This is a genomic window from Teichococcus deserti (assembly GCF_001982615.1).
Classification (GTDB): domain Bacteria; phylum Pseudomonadota; class Alphaproteobacteria; order Acetobacterales; family Acetobacteraceae; genus Pseudoroseomonas; species Pseudoroseomonas deserti.
The window spans coordinates 42815-58084 of record NZ_MLCO01000001.1; the positions used below are offsets into that span (position 1 = coordinate 42815).

The following is a 15270-nucleotide window of genomic DNA, read 5'->3' on the forward strand; positions in this document are numbered from 1 at the left end:
CGGTGTGGACCAGCCCAGAGAGCTGCCCTGGGCAGGTTCGGAAAAGTTTTTCTTTGCGATCCCTCAAGTTCTTCCCATTCGCGAATTCCTCCAGGACAGGCCACATCATCTGTCGAAGGCCCGCCGCCGTGCGACCAACCGGTTCTCGGCCGCAGGATCGTCGACGGGCAGCGAAGGCGGAAATGTCGGCCTCCGCGCTCCTGAAGGTGACACGATGTCTCTCCCGGTTCTTATCGTCGGCGGCGGCCTTGCCGGACTGACCGCCGCCCACCTGCTCCACAGGGCCGGAAACGACGTCCTGCTGCTGGAAGCGCGCGAGCGTTTGGGTGGCCGGATCCTGTCGGCGGATGCCGCAGGGCAGGTGTCGGAGGACGGCTTCGACCTTGGGCCATCCTGGTTCTGGCCGGACATGCAGCCCGCGATGGGCAACCTCATCGCCCAGCTCGGGCTCTCCGCCTTTCCTCAGCATGACGAGGGCGACGTTCTCGTCGAGCGCAACACGCAGGCGGCACCTCAACGTTACCCGGGCATGCGGCAGATGCCGCGCTCTATGCGCCTCGCGGGCGGCACCGGCGCGGTCGTCGCGGCGCTCGCCTCCACACTGCCGCAGGACACCCTGCGGACCGGCGCGCGCGTGACGCACCTCGCGCTCGAGGGAACCGATGTCGAGGTCACCTTCTCGGCCGGGAACGGTAGTCCGGGAAAGGTCAAGGCAAGGCACGTCCTGATGGCCGTGCCGCCGCGCCTCCTGCAGGCGAGTGTCACCTTCCGGCCCGCCCTCGATGCGGCGACCTCCCGCCGCTGGCGCACGGCCCCGACCTGGATGGCACCCCACGCCAAGTTCGTCGCGATCTACGACCGCGCGTTCTGGCGTGCCGGGGGCCTGTCCGGCATGGCGCAGAGCATGGTCGGACCGCTGGCCGACATCCACGATGCGACCACCGCGACGGGCAAGGCCGCCCTGTTCGGCTTCCTCGGGGTTCCCGCCGCCCGTCGGACGGCGGTCGGTCGCGAGGCCATCATCGCGGCGTCCGTGCAGCAGCTCGCACGGCTGTTCGGCCCGGAAGCCGGTGTGCCCCGTGCGACCCTGCTCAAGGATTGGGCATTCGACCCGCTGACGGCGACGCCGGACGACCAGGCCCCCGGTGGTCACCCGATGCCAGCCACAGAGCCGTGGGTCACAGGTGAATGGCAGGGGCGCATCTGGATGGCGGGCAGCGAGGCCAGCCACACCGAACCCGGCTACCTCGCCGGTGCGGTGGAAGCAGGCGGGCGCACCGCCAGGGACGTCATAGACAGGCTCGCGGGCGCCAGGGCGGGGCAGCGCGCCTCAGTCGGCGCCGCTGCTGACACCGGGGGGATGGAGCCGTGAGGACCACCTATCGGGCCATGCAGGTGACCACGCCGGGCACCCTCGAGCTGGTCGAGCGCGCCATGCCCAGGCCCGGCGCCGGCGAGGTCCTGATCGAGGTCGAGGCTTGCGGCATCTGCGGCGCAGACGCCGCCGACATCGACAGGGCTGACCCGAACCTGCGGCCGCCGCGCGTGCCTGGCCACGAGGTGGTCGGTCGCATCGCCGCGCTCGGCGATGGGGTGCCCACCATCTGGACGCTCGGCCAACGGGTCGGGGTCGGGCGGCTGGGGGGCCACTGCAACGCGTGTGCGCAGTGCCGCCAGGGGCAGTTCCAGCTCTGCGAGAGCCAGCCCTTCGTGGGCGCCTCCCGCGACGGCGGCTACGCGGAGATGATGCTGGCCCGCGGCACGGGCCTCGTCGCCATCCCCGACGAACTGCGCTCGGAAGAGGCGGCGCCCATCCTCTGCGCGGGCATCGCCACCTTCAACGCGCTGAAGAAGTCGGGCGCCGAGGCGGGCGATCTGGTGGCGGTGCTGGGCATCGGCGGCCTTGGTCACATGGCCCTGCAATACGCCCGCCGGATGGGCTTCCGGGTGGCAGCGGTGGGACGCGGCCAGGACATCGCGGAGGACGCGCTCCGGCTGGGCGCGCACCTCTACATCGACACCCGCCAGGAAGATGCGGCGGCCAGGCTGAAGTCCCTGGGTGGCGCCAAGGCCATCCTGACCACGATCGGCAACGCCGAGGCGGTGTCCTCGCTGATGGCGGGGCTGGCGCCACGCGGACGCCTGGTCCTGCTCGGCGCGGGCAAGGACCCGCTGCCCGTGTCGGCCGGGCACCTCGTCGTTGGCGAGCGGGGCGTGCTCGGCTCGATGACCGGCACGCCCTACGAGAACGAGCGGACACTGGACTTCAGCGTCCTGACCGGCGTGCGGCCGCAGATCGAGACCATGCCACTGGAACGGGCCTTCGATGCCTATCGGCGGATGAAGTCCGGCGACGTGACGTTCCGGATGGTCCTCACCATGGGGAGTGCGAGCGATGCGTCTCAACCATGACCTGACCCGACCGGTGATCGTGAACGCGGCGGAACTCGACTGGGTGCCGAGCCCTGCCGCCGGCGTCGACCGGCGCATGCTGTTCCGCGTCGGCGGCGAGGTCGCCCGCGCCACGAGCATCGTGCGCTATGCCCCCGGCAGCGCCTTCCCTCGCCACACCCACTCCGGCGGGGAGGAGATCCTGGTGCTGGAGGGCACCTTCCAGGACGAGCACGGCGACTACCCGGCGGGGTGCTACTTCCGCAACCCGCCCGGCACCTCGCATGTCCCTGCGGCAAGGGACGGCTGCGTCATCTTCGTTCGGCTCTGGCAGTACCGCCAAGGCGACCAGACGCAGGTCGTGCGCCAGCCAGGCCAGGGGCAGCCGGTCGAACCCCGTCCGGGCGCCACCTCGGCAACGGTGCTGTTCAACGACGGGCACGAAGAGGTACGGCTCGAGGCGTGGAGCGCCGGGGGGCTGGTTACAGTCGCGAACCCGCGCGGCCTCGAATTCCTGGTGCACTCGGGTGCGCTGACCGCCAACGGCGAGGCCATGGGGAGCCAAGGCTGGGGCAGGCTGCCCGTCGGGACCGACCTGCAGGCCGAGGTCGGCCCGGCCGGCGCGACGGTGTGGCTGAAGGACGCGCCTTTGCTGCATCCGGATGTCCTCGCCATGCCCGGCTAGGCGCGCCACCTCAGACCATCACCAGGCAACGATACGGCAGGTTTGGCGGCGGGCACGGCCCGCCTCCGCTCCCGCACGTCCACAGCTTTGCAAACCTTGAGAACAGGAGTTCCTCCATGACGCGTTTCGAAGGCAAGGTCGTCGCGATCACCGGCGGCGGATCGGGCATCGGCAAGGAAACGGCGGCCCGCTTCCTGGCGGAGGGCGCCAGGGTCGTCATCAATGGACGCGACGCCTTGAAGCTCGAGGCAGCGGCGCGCGAGCTCGACGCCAGTGGCCAGAACGTCGTGGTCGTGGCGGGCGACATTGCGAACCCGGCCACCGGTGCGGCGCTCGTGGATGCCGCGGTGTCCCGGTTCGGCCAGCTCGACGTGCTGGTCAACAATGCCGGGGTGTTCAATCCAAAGCCGTTCCTCGAGCTGACCGAGGCGGATTACGACTGGTACCTCGACACCATCCTGAAGGGGAAGTTCTTCACCGCCCAGGCCGCCGCCAAGGCGATGAGGGAGAAGGGGGGCGCCATCGTGCAGACCGGCTCGATGTGGGCGATCCAGGCGATCGGCGCCACGCCGTCGGCGGCCTACTCCGCCGCCAATGCGGGCGTGCACGCCATGGTGCGCAACCTCGCCATCGAGCTGGCCCCGCATCGGATCCGCATCAACGCCGTGGCACCGGCCGTCGTCGAGACGCCGGTCTACAACACCTTCATGAGCGATGAGCAGGTCAGGGACGTCCTGCCGACCTTCAACGCCTTCCATCCGCTTGGCCGCAATGGCCAGCCGCGGGACGTGGCCGAGGCCATCCTGTTCCTGGCATCCGACCAGGCGGCGTGGATCACCGGCACGGTCCTGCCCGTCGATGGCGGCGTGACGGCCGGGCGCCAGTAAGCCGAGGCCGGTACATCGGTGGTGGTGACGCTCCGAGGACCAATGCCATCTTGGCCACCGTCACCGCCATCAGTCGCCCCACGTCACAGAACAGATCGGCTGCTCTCCGCCTGAGGAAATCCCTGTCACAGACCACCGCAACGGCAAGTTCAGTGCATGCCGACGACGACGAGTACGAGAAGGGCAACGTGCTGCGGCCGGCTGTCGTGCAGGCGCTGGCCGGGGCGAACCCGACCGTCGTCTCCGCGGGGGCAAAGCAGGCACTCATCGGACGATGCTCCGGCCTTCCGGGGTCCGGCACGTCTGCTTTACGGGACGCTGCTTGGCTGACGGAATGTCTGAGAAGGGCGCAAAGCAGAAGCCTTGTGCAGATCCCTCAGGTGAAGACGTTCCACCTGCCTTGGGTGTTCATCGCGGGCCGGGGAGGGAAGGGCAGGGGCGGCGGCGCTCGACGTTTTATCGCCCGAGCCGGGTTTGGCCGGAAGCGGAATGGCCGCTTCCAGGGAAGGACTCGACGCAGGCAGACACGGCTGGCGGTTGGCTGAGAATGCCCTGGCACCCGATCGGCTTACCCGAACGAGGGACTGGTGCAATGCCGCTCCCGCCATCGCGCCATCTCCCACCGCCAAGGACACCGACCTTACCCTCGGTCACCAGGTAGGGCAGCCCACGCTTAGCGATGGCGGCCCTGCGCTGCCGCATGTCCTCGGCCGTCCGCGGCTCGGTCTCGAAGGTGGCGGTGCCATGGAGAACGTGGTGCCGGTAGATGGCGGCGACGGCGTCCATGTCGGCCTCCGTAGCAAGCCGGATGGTTATTGCGGCAGGCTGTTTGGCGGGGACGGATGGGTTCGGGTAGCGCACGGACGCATCGTTTTTCTGTGGGACGGATGACTCTCAGCGGCGTCCAAGCGCGTACGGCTCGAACGCCAGCCCCATCAGGATGTTGAGCATGGCGGCGCCGCACAGCACGGCCAGCGTGGTGAAGGTGCCGAACCAGTCCAGCAGCCAGGCGCCGAGGAAGGGCGAGGCCGCCTGCGCGACAAGCAGGCTCAGCCGGTGCGGCTGCCCGCTTGGTCTCGGTCGCGCAGCACGTCGTTCCCTTGACCAGCTCCGCCTCCGGCCGCGGGGAGCAGCAGGCGACCGGGGTCAGCGGGGGAGCGCAGCAAGAGGACACCGCGTCGGCGTCGGCGGCGCCGGGCAGACCGCGGCTCGAGCTGCAGACGCCAGTCTCCGGCAGGTCGAGCTCGGCCCGGCGGGCGGCCTCCAGGTCGCCCGCGAGGAAGGCGGCGATGGAGCGCACCTGCTCGTGGCCCGTGGCCAGCGGGAAGGTCGGCGCCCGGCCGTAGCTCACCATTCCAGCGGGGAAAAGCCCACTGTCCGGCTGCTGGAGTTGGAAGGCGCCGTGCGGCCGGACGGTGCCGCAGGAGTGCAGGTTGGGATCGATGAGCGTAGCCAGCACCCGCGGGCACTCAAGCGCCGGGTTCAAATTCATGCAGGCCTCGGCAAGGATTCCGAGGTTGGGCCGCAGCCCTGTGGCGACCACCATCTCGTCGGCCTTCGCCGTCCGGCCCCTCCAAGCTCATGACCTCCAGGGAACCAACGAGACGCGCGCTTCCTCTGTCCAAAGCGAAGATCCCTCGCTGCCATGGCGCCTGGTGCGGATGCCTACGCTCGCCGACTGCACAGCGACTTTCGAAGCCACTCGGTTGACGCTGGTTCAGCCGCGCTTCTCCAGCAGCCCGCCATCGACCGGCAGGATGACGCCGGTGATGTAGCGGGCCTCGTCCGAGGCGAGGAACAGCGCGGCGTTGGCGACGTCCTGGGCGGTGCCCATGCGCCGCATCGGCACCAGCGCCTCGCGCTCGGCCCGGACCACCTCGCGCGGCACGCCGCGTTCCTGGGCACGGCGCTCGATCGCCATGGGCGTGTCGATCAGGCCGGGCAGGATGACATTGGCGCGGATGCCGTGCGCGGCGTTCTCCATCGCGATGTGCTGGGTCAGGGTGTTCACCGCGCCCTTGCTGGTCTTGTAGGCGACCGTCGTCCGCGCCGAGAGCGACGCTGTGGAGGAGACGTTGATGATGCAGCCGGAATGCTGCGCGACCATCTGCGGCAGCACATGCTTGCAGGTCATGAACATGCCCTTGAGGTTCATGGCCATGATCTCGTCCCACATCGCCGCATCCATCTCGGCGGTCTTCCGGTCGCCGCGGGAACGGCCGACGTTGTTGTGCAGGATGTCGATCCGCCCGTATTCCCGGATGCAGGCGCGGGCGATCGCGGCGCAGTCATCCTCCCGGGTGATGTCGGCCTGCAGCACCGCCGCGAGATGGCCATGCTCCGCCACGGCCGCCTGCGTCGCCGCCGCCTAATCGGCATTGATGTCGACCAGCAGCAACGCGGCGCCCTCCTCGGCGAAGCGCTTGGCGACGGCACGGCCATTGCCAAGCGTCTCCCCGGGCTGCTGGCCCGCGCCGACGATGATGGCGACTTTCCCCTCGAGGCGGCCCTTGCCCATGCGGGTCTTCCTTTCTTGCGATCCTGGCCCGGACATCAGTCGGAGACGATCCGCCCGTCGGTGACGACACGGCGCCAGCGGGCTTCCTCGGTCCTGAGGAATTCCGTCATTTCGGCCGGGGTCGAGACGGCGACGGTCAGCCCCTCGCCGGTCAGCCGCGCCTGATAGCCGGGGGTGGCTGCGGCGCGCTGCAACGCCGCCTGCAGCCGTAACAGCACCGGCGCGGGCGTCGCGGCGGGGGCGAAGGCGGCATACCAGACCTCGGCCTCGTAGCCCGGCAAGGTCTCGGCGACCGTCGGCACCCCGTCATAGGCCGCGCTTCGCTGCGGCGAGGTGAGGGCGACCGCCCGCAGCCGGTTCGACTTCACCAGATTGGCGACCCCGCCAGCGGTCGCGAAGACCATGTCGAGCCTGCCGCCGAGCAGGTCGGTATAGGCCGGGCCCGCGCCGCGATAGGGCACGTGGATGATGTCGAGCCCCGCGGTCAGCTTGAACAGCTCCGCCGCCAGATGCACGGCCGAGCCATTGCCGGAGGATCCGTAGGACAGCGCCCCCGGCGCCGCCTTGGCGTCCCGGATGATGTCGGCGACCGAGCGGTGCGGGCTGTCGGGACGGACGACGATGACGTTCGGCCCGTGGCAGATCCGCGCCACGCCGGTGAAGTCGCGCAGGGTGTCGTAGGGAAGGCCCTTCACCAGCGACGCGTTGATGGCGAGCGCCGAGGTGGTCAGCAGCAGCGTGTAGCCGTCCGGCGGCGCCTTGGCGACCAAGTCGGAGCCTGGCACCGTGCCGCCGCCCGCGCGGTTGTCGATGACCAGCGGCTGGCCGAGCTCGGTCGACATCAGCTGAGCGAGTTCGCGCCCGACCACATCCGTGCCGCCCCCGGCGGCGAAGGGCACCACCACCCTGATCGGGCGAGACGGGAAGCTCGGCTCCGTCGCCAGGGCGGGCAGGGCAGCCAGGCCGCCGCAGGCCTGCGCCAGCCCCAGGCGAAGCCAGTCGCGCCGTGACATCGTCATCCTTGCTCCCTCCCTCTCATGAACGGTCGAGCCATTCCGCACGGTCGCCACCCAGCTCTGGCGTCGGCCGGTCCCAGCGCGGCGGCGTCTGTGACATCCGCAGCACCGGGCCGAGCGTCAGCAGGTCGCCGTGAATGCCCTGCTCCCGAACCTGCAGCGGGGCGAGCTGCGCCTCGGTCAGCACCTCGGGCGCTTCCTCGAAGCCTGCGACGAGGCCTTGGCGCTGCAGCAGCATGGCCGACTGGCAGAGAGAAACCTTGATCGACTGGCTGCCACCCTCACGGGCACGTCGTGCCAAAGCGAGCATGACGCCGTAGGCGGCGAGATAGCCGGTGGTGTAGTCGCAGACCGGCGCGAAGATCAGCTTCGGCTGGCCCGCCCCGGTCAGGCGGCCCTGGGCCTCGCTTAGGCCGGTCACCGCCTGGGCGACCTGCTCCCATCCGGCGCGATCGGCGAAGGGGCCACCGGAGCCGAAGCAGCTGACGGACAGGTGGACAAGGCCGGGCCGCAGCCGGGCCAGAACAGCCGCGCCGAAGCCGAGCCGCGCCAGGGCGCCGGGACGGTAGCCGTCGACCACGACATCGGCCTCGCGGACCAGCTCCGCAAAGCGGGCGGCGCCGCTCGGGGTCTTCAGATCCAGGAAGCAGCTGCGCTTGCCATGGCTGGTGTCCCGGACATGCTCCGGCGTCTGCGGCAGGTCCGGGCTGGTCACCATCAGCACGTCGGCGCCCTGCTCGGCGAGGCCGCGGCTGCCGACCGGCCCGGCCAGGATGCGCGTCAGGTCCAGCACGCGGATGCCGGCGAGCGGGCGGGGGCCGGCGGGCAGCGGTTCCGGCGGCGACGCGCCCAGCCGGTCGATCTCGACCACCGGCCGGCCCGCCAGGTAGGCGCCCTGGGGATGGGCACGCCATTCCTCGGCGCTGCGGATCAACCCGCCACAGGCCCCGGCCGCGGCGATGGCCTCTTCCAGCGCCGCGCCCTCCCAGCCCGCCACGGCGGCGCGGACGGCCTCCGGCGTGTTCTCGCAGGCCAGGACGCCGAGCACGCGGGCGCTGAGCCGCGGCAGGTTGAGATGCGGCAGGAACCAGCGCCCGTCGCGGGTCGGCCAGGGCTGGGTGACGCGCAGCATCTGCGCCATGGCTTGCGGGATCGGCACATGGCGGTGCTGCCCGTCAGCGCCCCGCGCCCGGGTGTAGTCCACCGTGCGCAGGGTGGCGGCCGCCTCCGGCACCCGCACCTCGATCCGCTGCCGGGCATGGCCGCGCAGCGCCCAAAGGTCGTTGGCGGCGACGCCGCAGGCCGCGATGGCCGCCGCGGCGACCTCGCCCGCCTTGAAGGGCGTGCGGAAGAAAGGGTCGGCGCCCTCGATGGACACCTCGGCAGCGGGCGGCGCAGGGCCGCCGCGGATCGCCATGAGTGTGTCGAAGGCGCGGGCCTGGTGGGGAGGGGCGCTGTCCATCAGTCAGGCTGCATGCCGGATTGCCGCACGACCGGAGCCCATTGGGCGATCTCCTTCCTGATGAAGTCGGCGAGGAATTCAGGGCTGGTGTCGGCGGGAACACCAATGCCGAGGTCGCGGAAGCGCGCCTGGAGCGCGGGCTGGCCGAGCCAGTGCCGCACCAGCCCGTTCATCCGGTCGCGGATCGGCGGCGGCAGCCCGGCCGGGCCCGCCAGCCCGTTCCAGGAGTTCACCACGTAGTCGGGCACGACCGAGGCGATGGGCGGCACCTCCGGCAGCACCTCGATGCGCGCCGCGGAGCTGACGCCGAGGATGCGCATCCGCTTCGCGGCATGGTGCGGCAGCCCGGCCTGGACATTGTCGATCACCAGGTCGACGCGGCCGCCCAGCGTGTCGGTCCAGGCCGGGCCGCTGCCGCGATAGGGGACGTGCAGCAGCGGCAGGCCGGTGCGAAGCCGCAGCAATTCCCCCGCCATATGGCCCGAGGTGCCATTGCCCGCCGAGGCGTAGGTGAGCTCCCCCTGCTTCCACTGCGCCAGCCCGGCCAGGTCCTGGATCGGCGACTCCGCTCGCACCGCGACCACGACCGGCTGCAGCGACAGCAGGGCGATCGGCGTGAAGTCAGCGATCGGGTCGAATGGCAGGCGCCGGTACAGCGTCGGGTTCACGCCATGGGTGCTGATGGCGATGGTGCCCAGCGTGTAGCCATCCGGGGCGGCGCGGGACAGCGCCTCGACGCCGATATTGCCGCCAGCGCCTGCGCGGTTCTCGATGACAAATCCTGGCCCGTCGGCGGCGCTGGCCTGGGCAAAGAGCAGACGGCCCACGACATCGGCGCCGCCGCTGGGGCCGAAGGGAATGATCACGGTAACTGGCTTGCTGGGCCAGGCGGCCTGCGATGCGGCCTGCGCTTGGGCGGTGCGGGACGTCGCTGTCAGAAGGCCGCCCAGCGGCAGGGTCAATGGCAGGGCCAGCGCCTGGCGGCGCGTTGGTCGGTGCACGGTCTCTCTCCCATGAGCCGGTCGGGCGGCCCTTGGGCAGAGTTGTGGAACAGGGAATTTATAGGTTCAAATACCGATTGCCCCTGATCTCATGAGGAATGGTTATGAACTTGACGCCGCGCGAGATGGCGCTGTTCCGCCAGGTCATGGAGCTGGGTGGGGTGACCGCGGCGGCGGCGGCGCTGAACATCTCGCAGCCCGCCGTCAGCAAGATGCTGCAACAGGCGGAGGATCGGCTGGGCTTCCGGCTGTTCCTGCGTCAGCGGAAGCGGCTGGTGCCGACCTCCGAGGCGCTGTCGCTGTTCCCCGAGGTGGTCGGCGCGCTGGCGGGCATCGAGCTGGTGCAGCGGCTGAGCCGCGACCTGCGCGAAGGACGCGGCGGGCTGCTCAGTCTCGCGGTGACGCCCACCCTGGCGCATGGGCTCGCCCCGCGGCTGGTCCGGCAGTTCCGCCAGGCGCATCCGGACGTGTCACTCTCGCTGCGCGCCCATCCGCTGCAGGAGGTCATCCGGCTGGTGATCGACCATCGGGTGGAGCTGGGCCTGGTCATGGGCCCGGTCGGCGATTCCAGCGTCATGGTACGCGACCTGGCCGAGCGGGAACTGGGATGCGTATTGCCGCCCGGTCATCACCTGGCCGGGCGCGCGGCGCTGACGGCGCAGGATCTGGCGGCGGAGACGTTGATCTGCGTCGCGCCCCACCAGCCGGTGCGGGTCCTGCTGCAGCACGCCTTCGAGCAGGCCGGTCTGCCGCTGGCTGTCGCGATCGAGGTCTCGCAATCCTCGATCGCCTGTGCCTTGGCTGAAGAAGGCGCGGGCATCGCCGTGCTGGACGGCTTCGCGCTGATGTCGGCCCGAGCCCGCGGCGCCGAGGTCCGGCCCTTTCGGCCGCGCGTGGCGGTGCAGGCCAGGCTGCTGCAGTCGCGGCGACGGCCCCTGTCGAGGCAGGCAGAGGGGTTCGTCGACCTCGCAATGCGGGAGTTGTAGATGGTCGTTTGGGTGGGGGGACACGCCCTCAGCCGCCTTCCTGGTCCAGGACACATAAGCGGACCTTGCTGAGGAGGTCGTGAGCTACTCGCTAACGATGGGATTGGGCTCAAGGCGAGGGGATTTGCGCGTCCTGGTTCTTGCTCAAACCTCTGGTGCGGCAAGGCTCAGCAACAGGGTGACCAGGCCACCCTCTTCCCCGGCCATCCTCGCTTCGGCAAGTTTGAACCGCCGCGTCTCCCTCTGATGCTGCTCGGGCCAGTTCACCAGTTGCCAGTTCACCCAGACTGGAAAAACTCGGACTTTGCAGAGCACCCTCCGCCCATCGTCGAAGCGCTTTTCGTGGGTGACCTCGCCGACAGCCTGCGGCGCCACCTTGCCGACCAGCCCGGCTTCCTCGGAAGCTTCTCTGGCGGCGAGATCATGGGGTGCCACCCTGACTTCGGCCCAGCCCTTAAGCACCATTCCCTGCCCCGCATCGCGCGGGGTCTCAAGCATGACCATGATCTCCCTGTCACGAACCGGGAGCGGGAGCGCAGCGCACTGCCACCCCGGTCGCTGCTGCGGGGGCCTAGAGGGAGCTGCTTCGGCATTATGGGTGAAACGGCTTCGGTCTGGTTTCCACTGAACTGAGCACCAGTTGGCTTTCTTATCAACCAGATGGCACGTGCCGGCGTTGCAGGTCAGCAAACCTGAAGGATCACCACCATGCGCCTGCGTCTGCTCACCGCCATCACCGGCGTGGCCCTGCTGGCCACCCCGCTGGCAGCCACCGCCCAGACCGCTCCTGCTGCCGGTACGCAGGCAGGCCTGCGGATCGAGGCCAATCAGATCCGTGCCAAGCAGCTGATGGACCGCGACGTCTACACCACCGATAACACGGAGATCGGCGAGGTCGAGGACTTGGTGATCGACCCCGCGAATGGCCGCATCGTCAGCGTCGTCATCGAGGTGGAGAACCGTCTCGGCCTCACCGACAAGTATGTGGCGGTGGACCTGAACCAGCTTCGCCTGACGCCGGGTGAGCGGCGGATCACCATCGACATGACCCGCGACAACGTGCGCTCGCTGCGTGGGATTACCTACAACGACTGACGTCGGATGCTAGCGCCTCATGTGCTTGATCTCCATCGGGCGCGTGAGGCGCCTTGGGCCTAGGAGTTCCGGTTCGGCTGGAAGGCAGCGTGGCGGGTGCCGCTCCGGGAAGCCCCCGTTTGAGCAAGCTGGCTGCCGCGAGGTAGGCTCGAGATGGAGCGCCTCGGCTATGCTCTGAAGATCCTGGAACCACTCATGAAGATGAATCGATTCGAGGGTCGTCTGCAGCGCCTCTGGGCATTGCAAGAAGACCTGGGCATCTTAAATGACACCGTTATTGTCAAGGCGCTCGCGAAGCGGCGGACCGTTTGTTGAACCGGAACTGGATCCCGCTGCGGCGTCGCTGGCGTCATGGGTAGAGGGGCGACAGACGGGTGCGCTCGACCGTCTCTATACCGCGTGGCGCGAATTCAAAGAAGCTCCGAAGCCGCTTATCGCCGCGCAGGCCTAGGCCGGATTGACATCCGGTCTGGTGACACCTTGCCACCCCCATTTTCGTCGGGCCTTGGCGGCGCTGATCGCTAAGCGGGCCGCTGGTTTCATACAGTCGAGTCCAAGAAAGCCGGGCCGCTGGCGGATGGTTGATCCAGATGGTCGCGCCTTGAGCGACGTAATCTCAACGTGGCTTCAAGCGTTCTCCAGTGCACGCACAACGCAGCGGAGAAAACATGTCGAGCCGCATTCTGCCAAGTCAACGTCGAGGGCTGCTTCAGATGGGAGGCGCCCTGACAGGCCTTCTTCTGGCCCGGCCTGCGGCGGGACAAACGGGCTATGCTCCGCCGACCGGAGTCGACACAGGCCACGTCACAGATGGCAAAGTCGAGTTTCCGAATTGGCGTGCGGCAGCCGATCCAAGTACCCCGCCACCGCCGGCTCCACTGCCACCGGCTCAGCGGGTGGGCTTCGCCATCGTTGGCCTCGGGCGTCTTAGCCTCGAGGAACTCCTGCCTGCATTTGCCGAATGTGGATTTGCCAAGCCCGCAGCGCTGGTCTCCGGGACGCCTGACAAGCTGCAGGCGGTGGCAAAGCAGTACGGCGTTCCTGAAGCCTCCTGCTATGACTACGCATCCTTCGACAGGCTTAGCGATAACCCGGACGTCAAAGCGGTCTACATCGTTCTGCCCAACGGTATGCATCGCGAGTACGTCGAGCGCGCAGCTGCGGCGGGCAAACATGTCCTATGCGAGAAGCCGCTGGCGAATAACGCAGAAGAGGCCCGCGCCATGATAGCTGCCTGCGAGCGCGCGGCGGTGAAGCTGATGGTCGCTTATCGCATCCAGTACCAGCCGCACAACCTGGCGGCGCTGCGCATCATTCGGCGCGGTGACTTCGGGCGTCTGGTCGGCATGACGGCTGTGAATGTGCAGACCGTCGCCGCGAATGGCACTCAGCAGTGGCGGCACAAGAAGGCCATGGCGGGCGGCGGAGCTTTGCCGGATATCGGGCTCTACTGCCTGAACACGGCGCGCTTCCTGAGCGGTGAGGAGCCGGTCCAGGTCCATGCCAACCTGTTCAGCCCAGAAGGAGACGCACGCTACGCCGAGGTAGAGGAAACGGTCTCCTTTACCCTTCGCTTCCCTTCCGGCTTCATCGCCAACTGCTTCACCAGCTATGGCGCGCGTGACGACAAGTACCAGCGGTTAAACCTTGCAGCGGCTACGATCGACATGCCGAATGCCTACAAATATCAGGGGCAGGAGCTTTATCTGGCGCGCAACCTGGACGGCCAGGATCAGCGGGGCGCCATCATCCTCCCGCCGAAGAACCAGTTCGCGGAGGAAATCGACCACATGGCGCGATGCATCCTGCAGGACAGCCGCCCACGCACGCCCGGCGAAGAAGGGCTCCAGGATCACGTGGTGATGGAGGCCATCTATCGAAGCGCCGCCAGCGGCCAGCCAGTCACATTCCCGCCGCAGCCGCGCCGGGACATGTTCCGTTCTTTGCCCGACGGCATCCTGTGAAAGGAAGGAAGGCAGTCGGCTTTGACTGCCTTCGCCGTAGCGGCAGGGGCAATCGGACGGACACGGCGCCGGAGACGCCTGATGGCAGGTAGAACGGCGGATCCGGTCACCATCCGACAGGCAATTGGCAATCTGCTGCGGATGGCTACTGCCGACCTCGACGATGCTGCGAACTTGGTCCGAAGCGCGAGCGCAAGGAATGCGAGAACGCTCGTGCACGCCGCCGTTTTGAGAATGGGCGCCGCCCTGAGCACATCGGCCGTGGGCCGGTTTGATGGAGAAGGCGAGGCGCGCTGGCACGCGATCCCAGACCACTATCCTGCCATCGAAAAGCTGCGCGCGCTGGTAGCGGAAACAGGCTACCAGCCTGCACTTCAGGACGATGGAAGTCCTCGGCAGCCTCTGAGCGCGGCCCTTGTCAACAAAGACATCAAAAGGGCAAAGGAGGCACTGGCCGAGCTCTGCCTTGCTTTCGATGTCGACCTCGGGGGCTCGCGACCGGCTGTTCGCGCAGTGCCGCCAGAACCCAAGCAACCGTCGCCGCCGAAGGCGCCACCAGACAGATATGCCGAGGCCCAGAAGCAGCAGTCCCAGCGAGCCGGGCGGAAGGGACACGAGGAGCAATCCAATGTCGTAGAACTACGAGGCCGTAGGCCTCAGCAGTCCTCCTCGACCGGATCCAGGCGCCGCAATACGCCGTCTCGGGCGGGGCCGTCGCCTTTCAGGGCGAGGACAGCCTCGGGCCTGACCTCAAATGCGTTCTGGACCTTGATGGATCGATGGGGCGTCGGGGATGGCAATGCACTGCGGCTGCTCGACCACGGGCGGGAGTTGACCTCGAAAGGCCAACGGCCTCGCTTCAAGCTGAGCTCGGACGAGGCCGGACTGCTTCAGGCGTTGCAGAACATTGAGGCCACATTGAACACCTTGGTCGAACAGTCATGGGCTTGGGTGAGCGCACCGCTTGCAGAGGCACCCTTCAAGGGCGCCCGGCCGATCGACTGGATCATCAAGCGCCGCCTGCCAGGTACCCGAGACTTATCCCAATACCTGCTGCAGAAAGCTTTGACAGCCTCGGTGGGACAAGGCTGAGGGCGGAAGATTCGAGGGGCTCTACTGCAGCGGCGGCCAAATCTCCGGCAGCAAGGCGCTGCCGTCTTAGATAAAAGCAGCCATGCTAGGTTAGAAGGCACTGCGCTCACTGCAGCGTTTAGGACGTGGCCTTGCCGCATGACCAAGTTTTGCGTCGTCAGCGCGCATCTCGC

General features: G+C 68.5%; 15 protein-coding genes. 9 read left to right on the plus strand and 6 right to left on the minus strand.

Annotated features, from left to right (window positions below; translation table 11 throughout):
• The first annotated feature begins 4 nt into the window (after positions 1-4).
• The 4 genes from BKE38_RS00215 to BKE38_RS00230 all read left to right on the plus strand — a co-directional run bounded on the left by BKE38_RS00215 (position 5) and on the right by BKE38_RS00230 (position 3963).
• Complete coding sequence (locus BKE38_RS00215; RefSeq protein ID WP_207553443.1) at positions 5-1372, plus strand: flavin monoamine oxidase family protein; 1368 nt, start codon at positions 5-7, stop codon at positions 1370-1372.
• Positions 1369-2412, plus strand: coding sequence for an alcohol dehydrogenase (locus BKE38_RS00220; RefSeq protein WP_076955367.1), 1044 nt, complete (start codon positions 1369-1371; stop codon positions 2410-2412). Before BKE38_RS00215 ends, BKE38_RS00220 begins: the two co-directional genes overlap by 4 nt.
• Positions 2396-3076, plus strand: a complete 681-nt coding sequence (locus BKE38_RS00225) for a cupin domain-containing protein (protein ID WP_076955368.1) — start codon at positions 2396-2398, stop codon at positions 3074-3076. Before BKE38_RS00220 ends, BKE38_RS00225 begins: the two co-directional genes overlap by 17 nt.
• A 116-nt stretch (positions 3077-3192) precedes the next feature.
• Entirely contained in the window at positions 3193-3963 is a 771-nt protein-coding gene (locus BKE38_RS00230; protein WP_076955369.1) for an SDR family NAD(P)-dependent oxidoreductase, read from the plus strand.
• 1717 nt (positions 3964-5680) lie between these two features.
• On the opposite strand, the gene BKE38_RS00245 is transcribed toward BKE38_RS00230, so the two are convergent.
• Genes BKE38_RS00245 through BKE38_RS00260 form a run of 5 tightly spaced genes read right to left on the minus strand, consistent with a single transcriptional unit; the run spans position 5681 to position 9825 of the window.
• Entirely contained in the window at positions 5681-6310 is a 630-nt protein-coding gene (locus BKE38_RS00245) for an SDR family NAD(P)-dependent oxidoreductase (protein ID WP_207553444.1), read from the minus strand.
• Positions 6311-6331: 21 nt separating this feature from the next.
• Positions 6332-6481: a hypothetical protein gene (locus BKE38_RS32745; RefSeq protein WP_207553445.1), complete on the minus strand. Its 150-nt coding sequence runs from the start codon at positions 6479-6481 to the stop codon at positions 6332-6334.
• A gap of 35 nt (positions 6482-6516) precedes the next feature.
• The gene (locus tag BKE38_RS00250) at positions 6517-7500 is read right to left on the minus strand and encodes a tripartite tricarboxylate transporter substrate binding protein (RefSeq protein WP_076955370.1); all 984 of its coding nucleotides are present in this window, start codon (positions 7498-7500) and stop codon (positions 6517-6519) included.
• 16 nt (positions 7501-7516) lie between these two features.
• On the minus strand, positions 7517-8959 hold the full coding sequence (locus BKE38_RS00255; RefSeq protein ID WP_076955371.1) for a CoA transferase: 1443 nt from the start codon (positions 8957-8959) through the stop codon (positions 7517-7519).
• Positions 8959-9825 (minus strand): Bug family tripartite tricarboxylate transporter substrate binding protein, encoded by an 867-nt coding sequence (locus tag BKE38_RS00260; RefSeq protein WP_165694082.1) that lies wholly within the window; start codon positions 9823-9825, stop codon positions 8959-8961. The genes BKE38_RS00255 and BKE38_RS00260 overlap by 1 nt, the downstream gene beginning before the upstream one ends.
• A 260-nt stretch (positions 9826-10085) precedes the next feature.
• Between BKE38_RS00260 and BKE38_RS00265 the strand changes: the two genes are divergently transcribed.
• Entirely contained in the window at positions 10086-10946 is an 861-nt protein-coding gene (locus tag BKE38_RS00265) for a LysR family transcriptional regulator (protein WP_076955400.1), read from the plus strand.
• A 144-nt stretch (positions 10947-11090) separates the two neighbouring features.
• Here BKE38_RS00265 and BKE38_RS00270 read toward each other — a convergent pair whose 3' ends face one another.
• Positions 11091-11444, minus strand: a complete 354-nt coding sequence (locus BKE38_RS00270; protein WP_131829444.1) for an NUDIX hydrolase — start codon at positions 11442-11444, stop codon at positions 11091-11093.
• 210 nt (positions 11445-11654) lie between these two features.
• On the opposite strand from BKE38_RS00270, the gene BKE38_RS00275 reads away from it, so the two are divergent.
• The 4 genes from BKE38_RS00275 to BKE38_RS31200 all read left to right on the plus strand — a co-directional run bounded on the left by BKE38_RS00275 (position 11655) and on the right by BKE38_RS31200 (position 15097).
• Positions 11655-12041 carry a PRC-barrel domain-containing protein gene (locus BKE38_RS00275; RefSeq protein WP_076955373.1) on the plus strand — a complete coding sequence of 129 codons (387 nt, stop codon included), beginning with the start codon at positions 11655-11657 and terminating at the stop codon, positions 12039-12041.
• A gap of 153 nt (positions 12042-12194) precedes the next feature.
• The gene (locus BKE38_RS31705) at positions 12195-12356 is read left to right on the plus strand and encodes a hypothetical protein (protein WP_165694083.1); all 162 of its coding nucleotides are present in this window, start codon (positions 12195-12197) and stop codon (positions 12354-12356) included.
• Between the two features lie 581 nt (positions 12357-12937).
• Positions 12938-14005, plus strand: coding sequence for a Gfo/Idh/MocA family protein (locus tag BKE38_RS00280; protein WP_242662119.1), 1068 nt, complete (start codon positions 12938-12940; stop codon positions 14003-14005).
• 81 nt (positions 14006-14086) lie between these two features.
• On the plus strand, positions 14087-15097 hold the full coding sequence (locus BKE38_RS31200) for a hypothetical protein (protein WP_131829445.1): 1011 nt from the start codon (positions 14087-14089) through the stop codon (positions 15095-15097).
• Positions 15098-15270 lie beyond the last annotated feature (173 nt).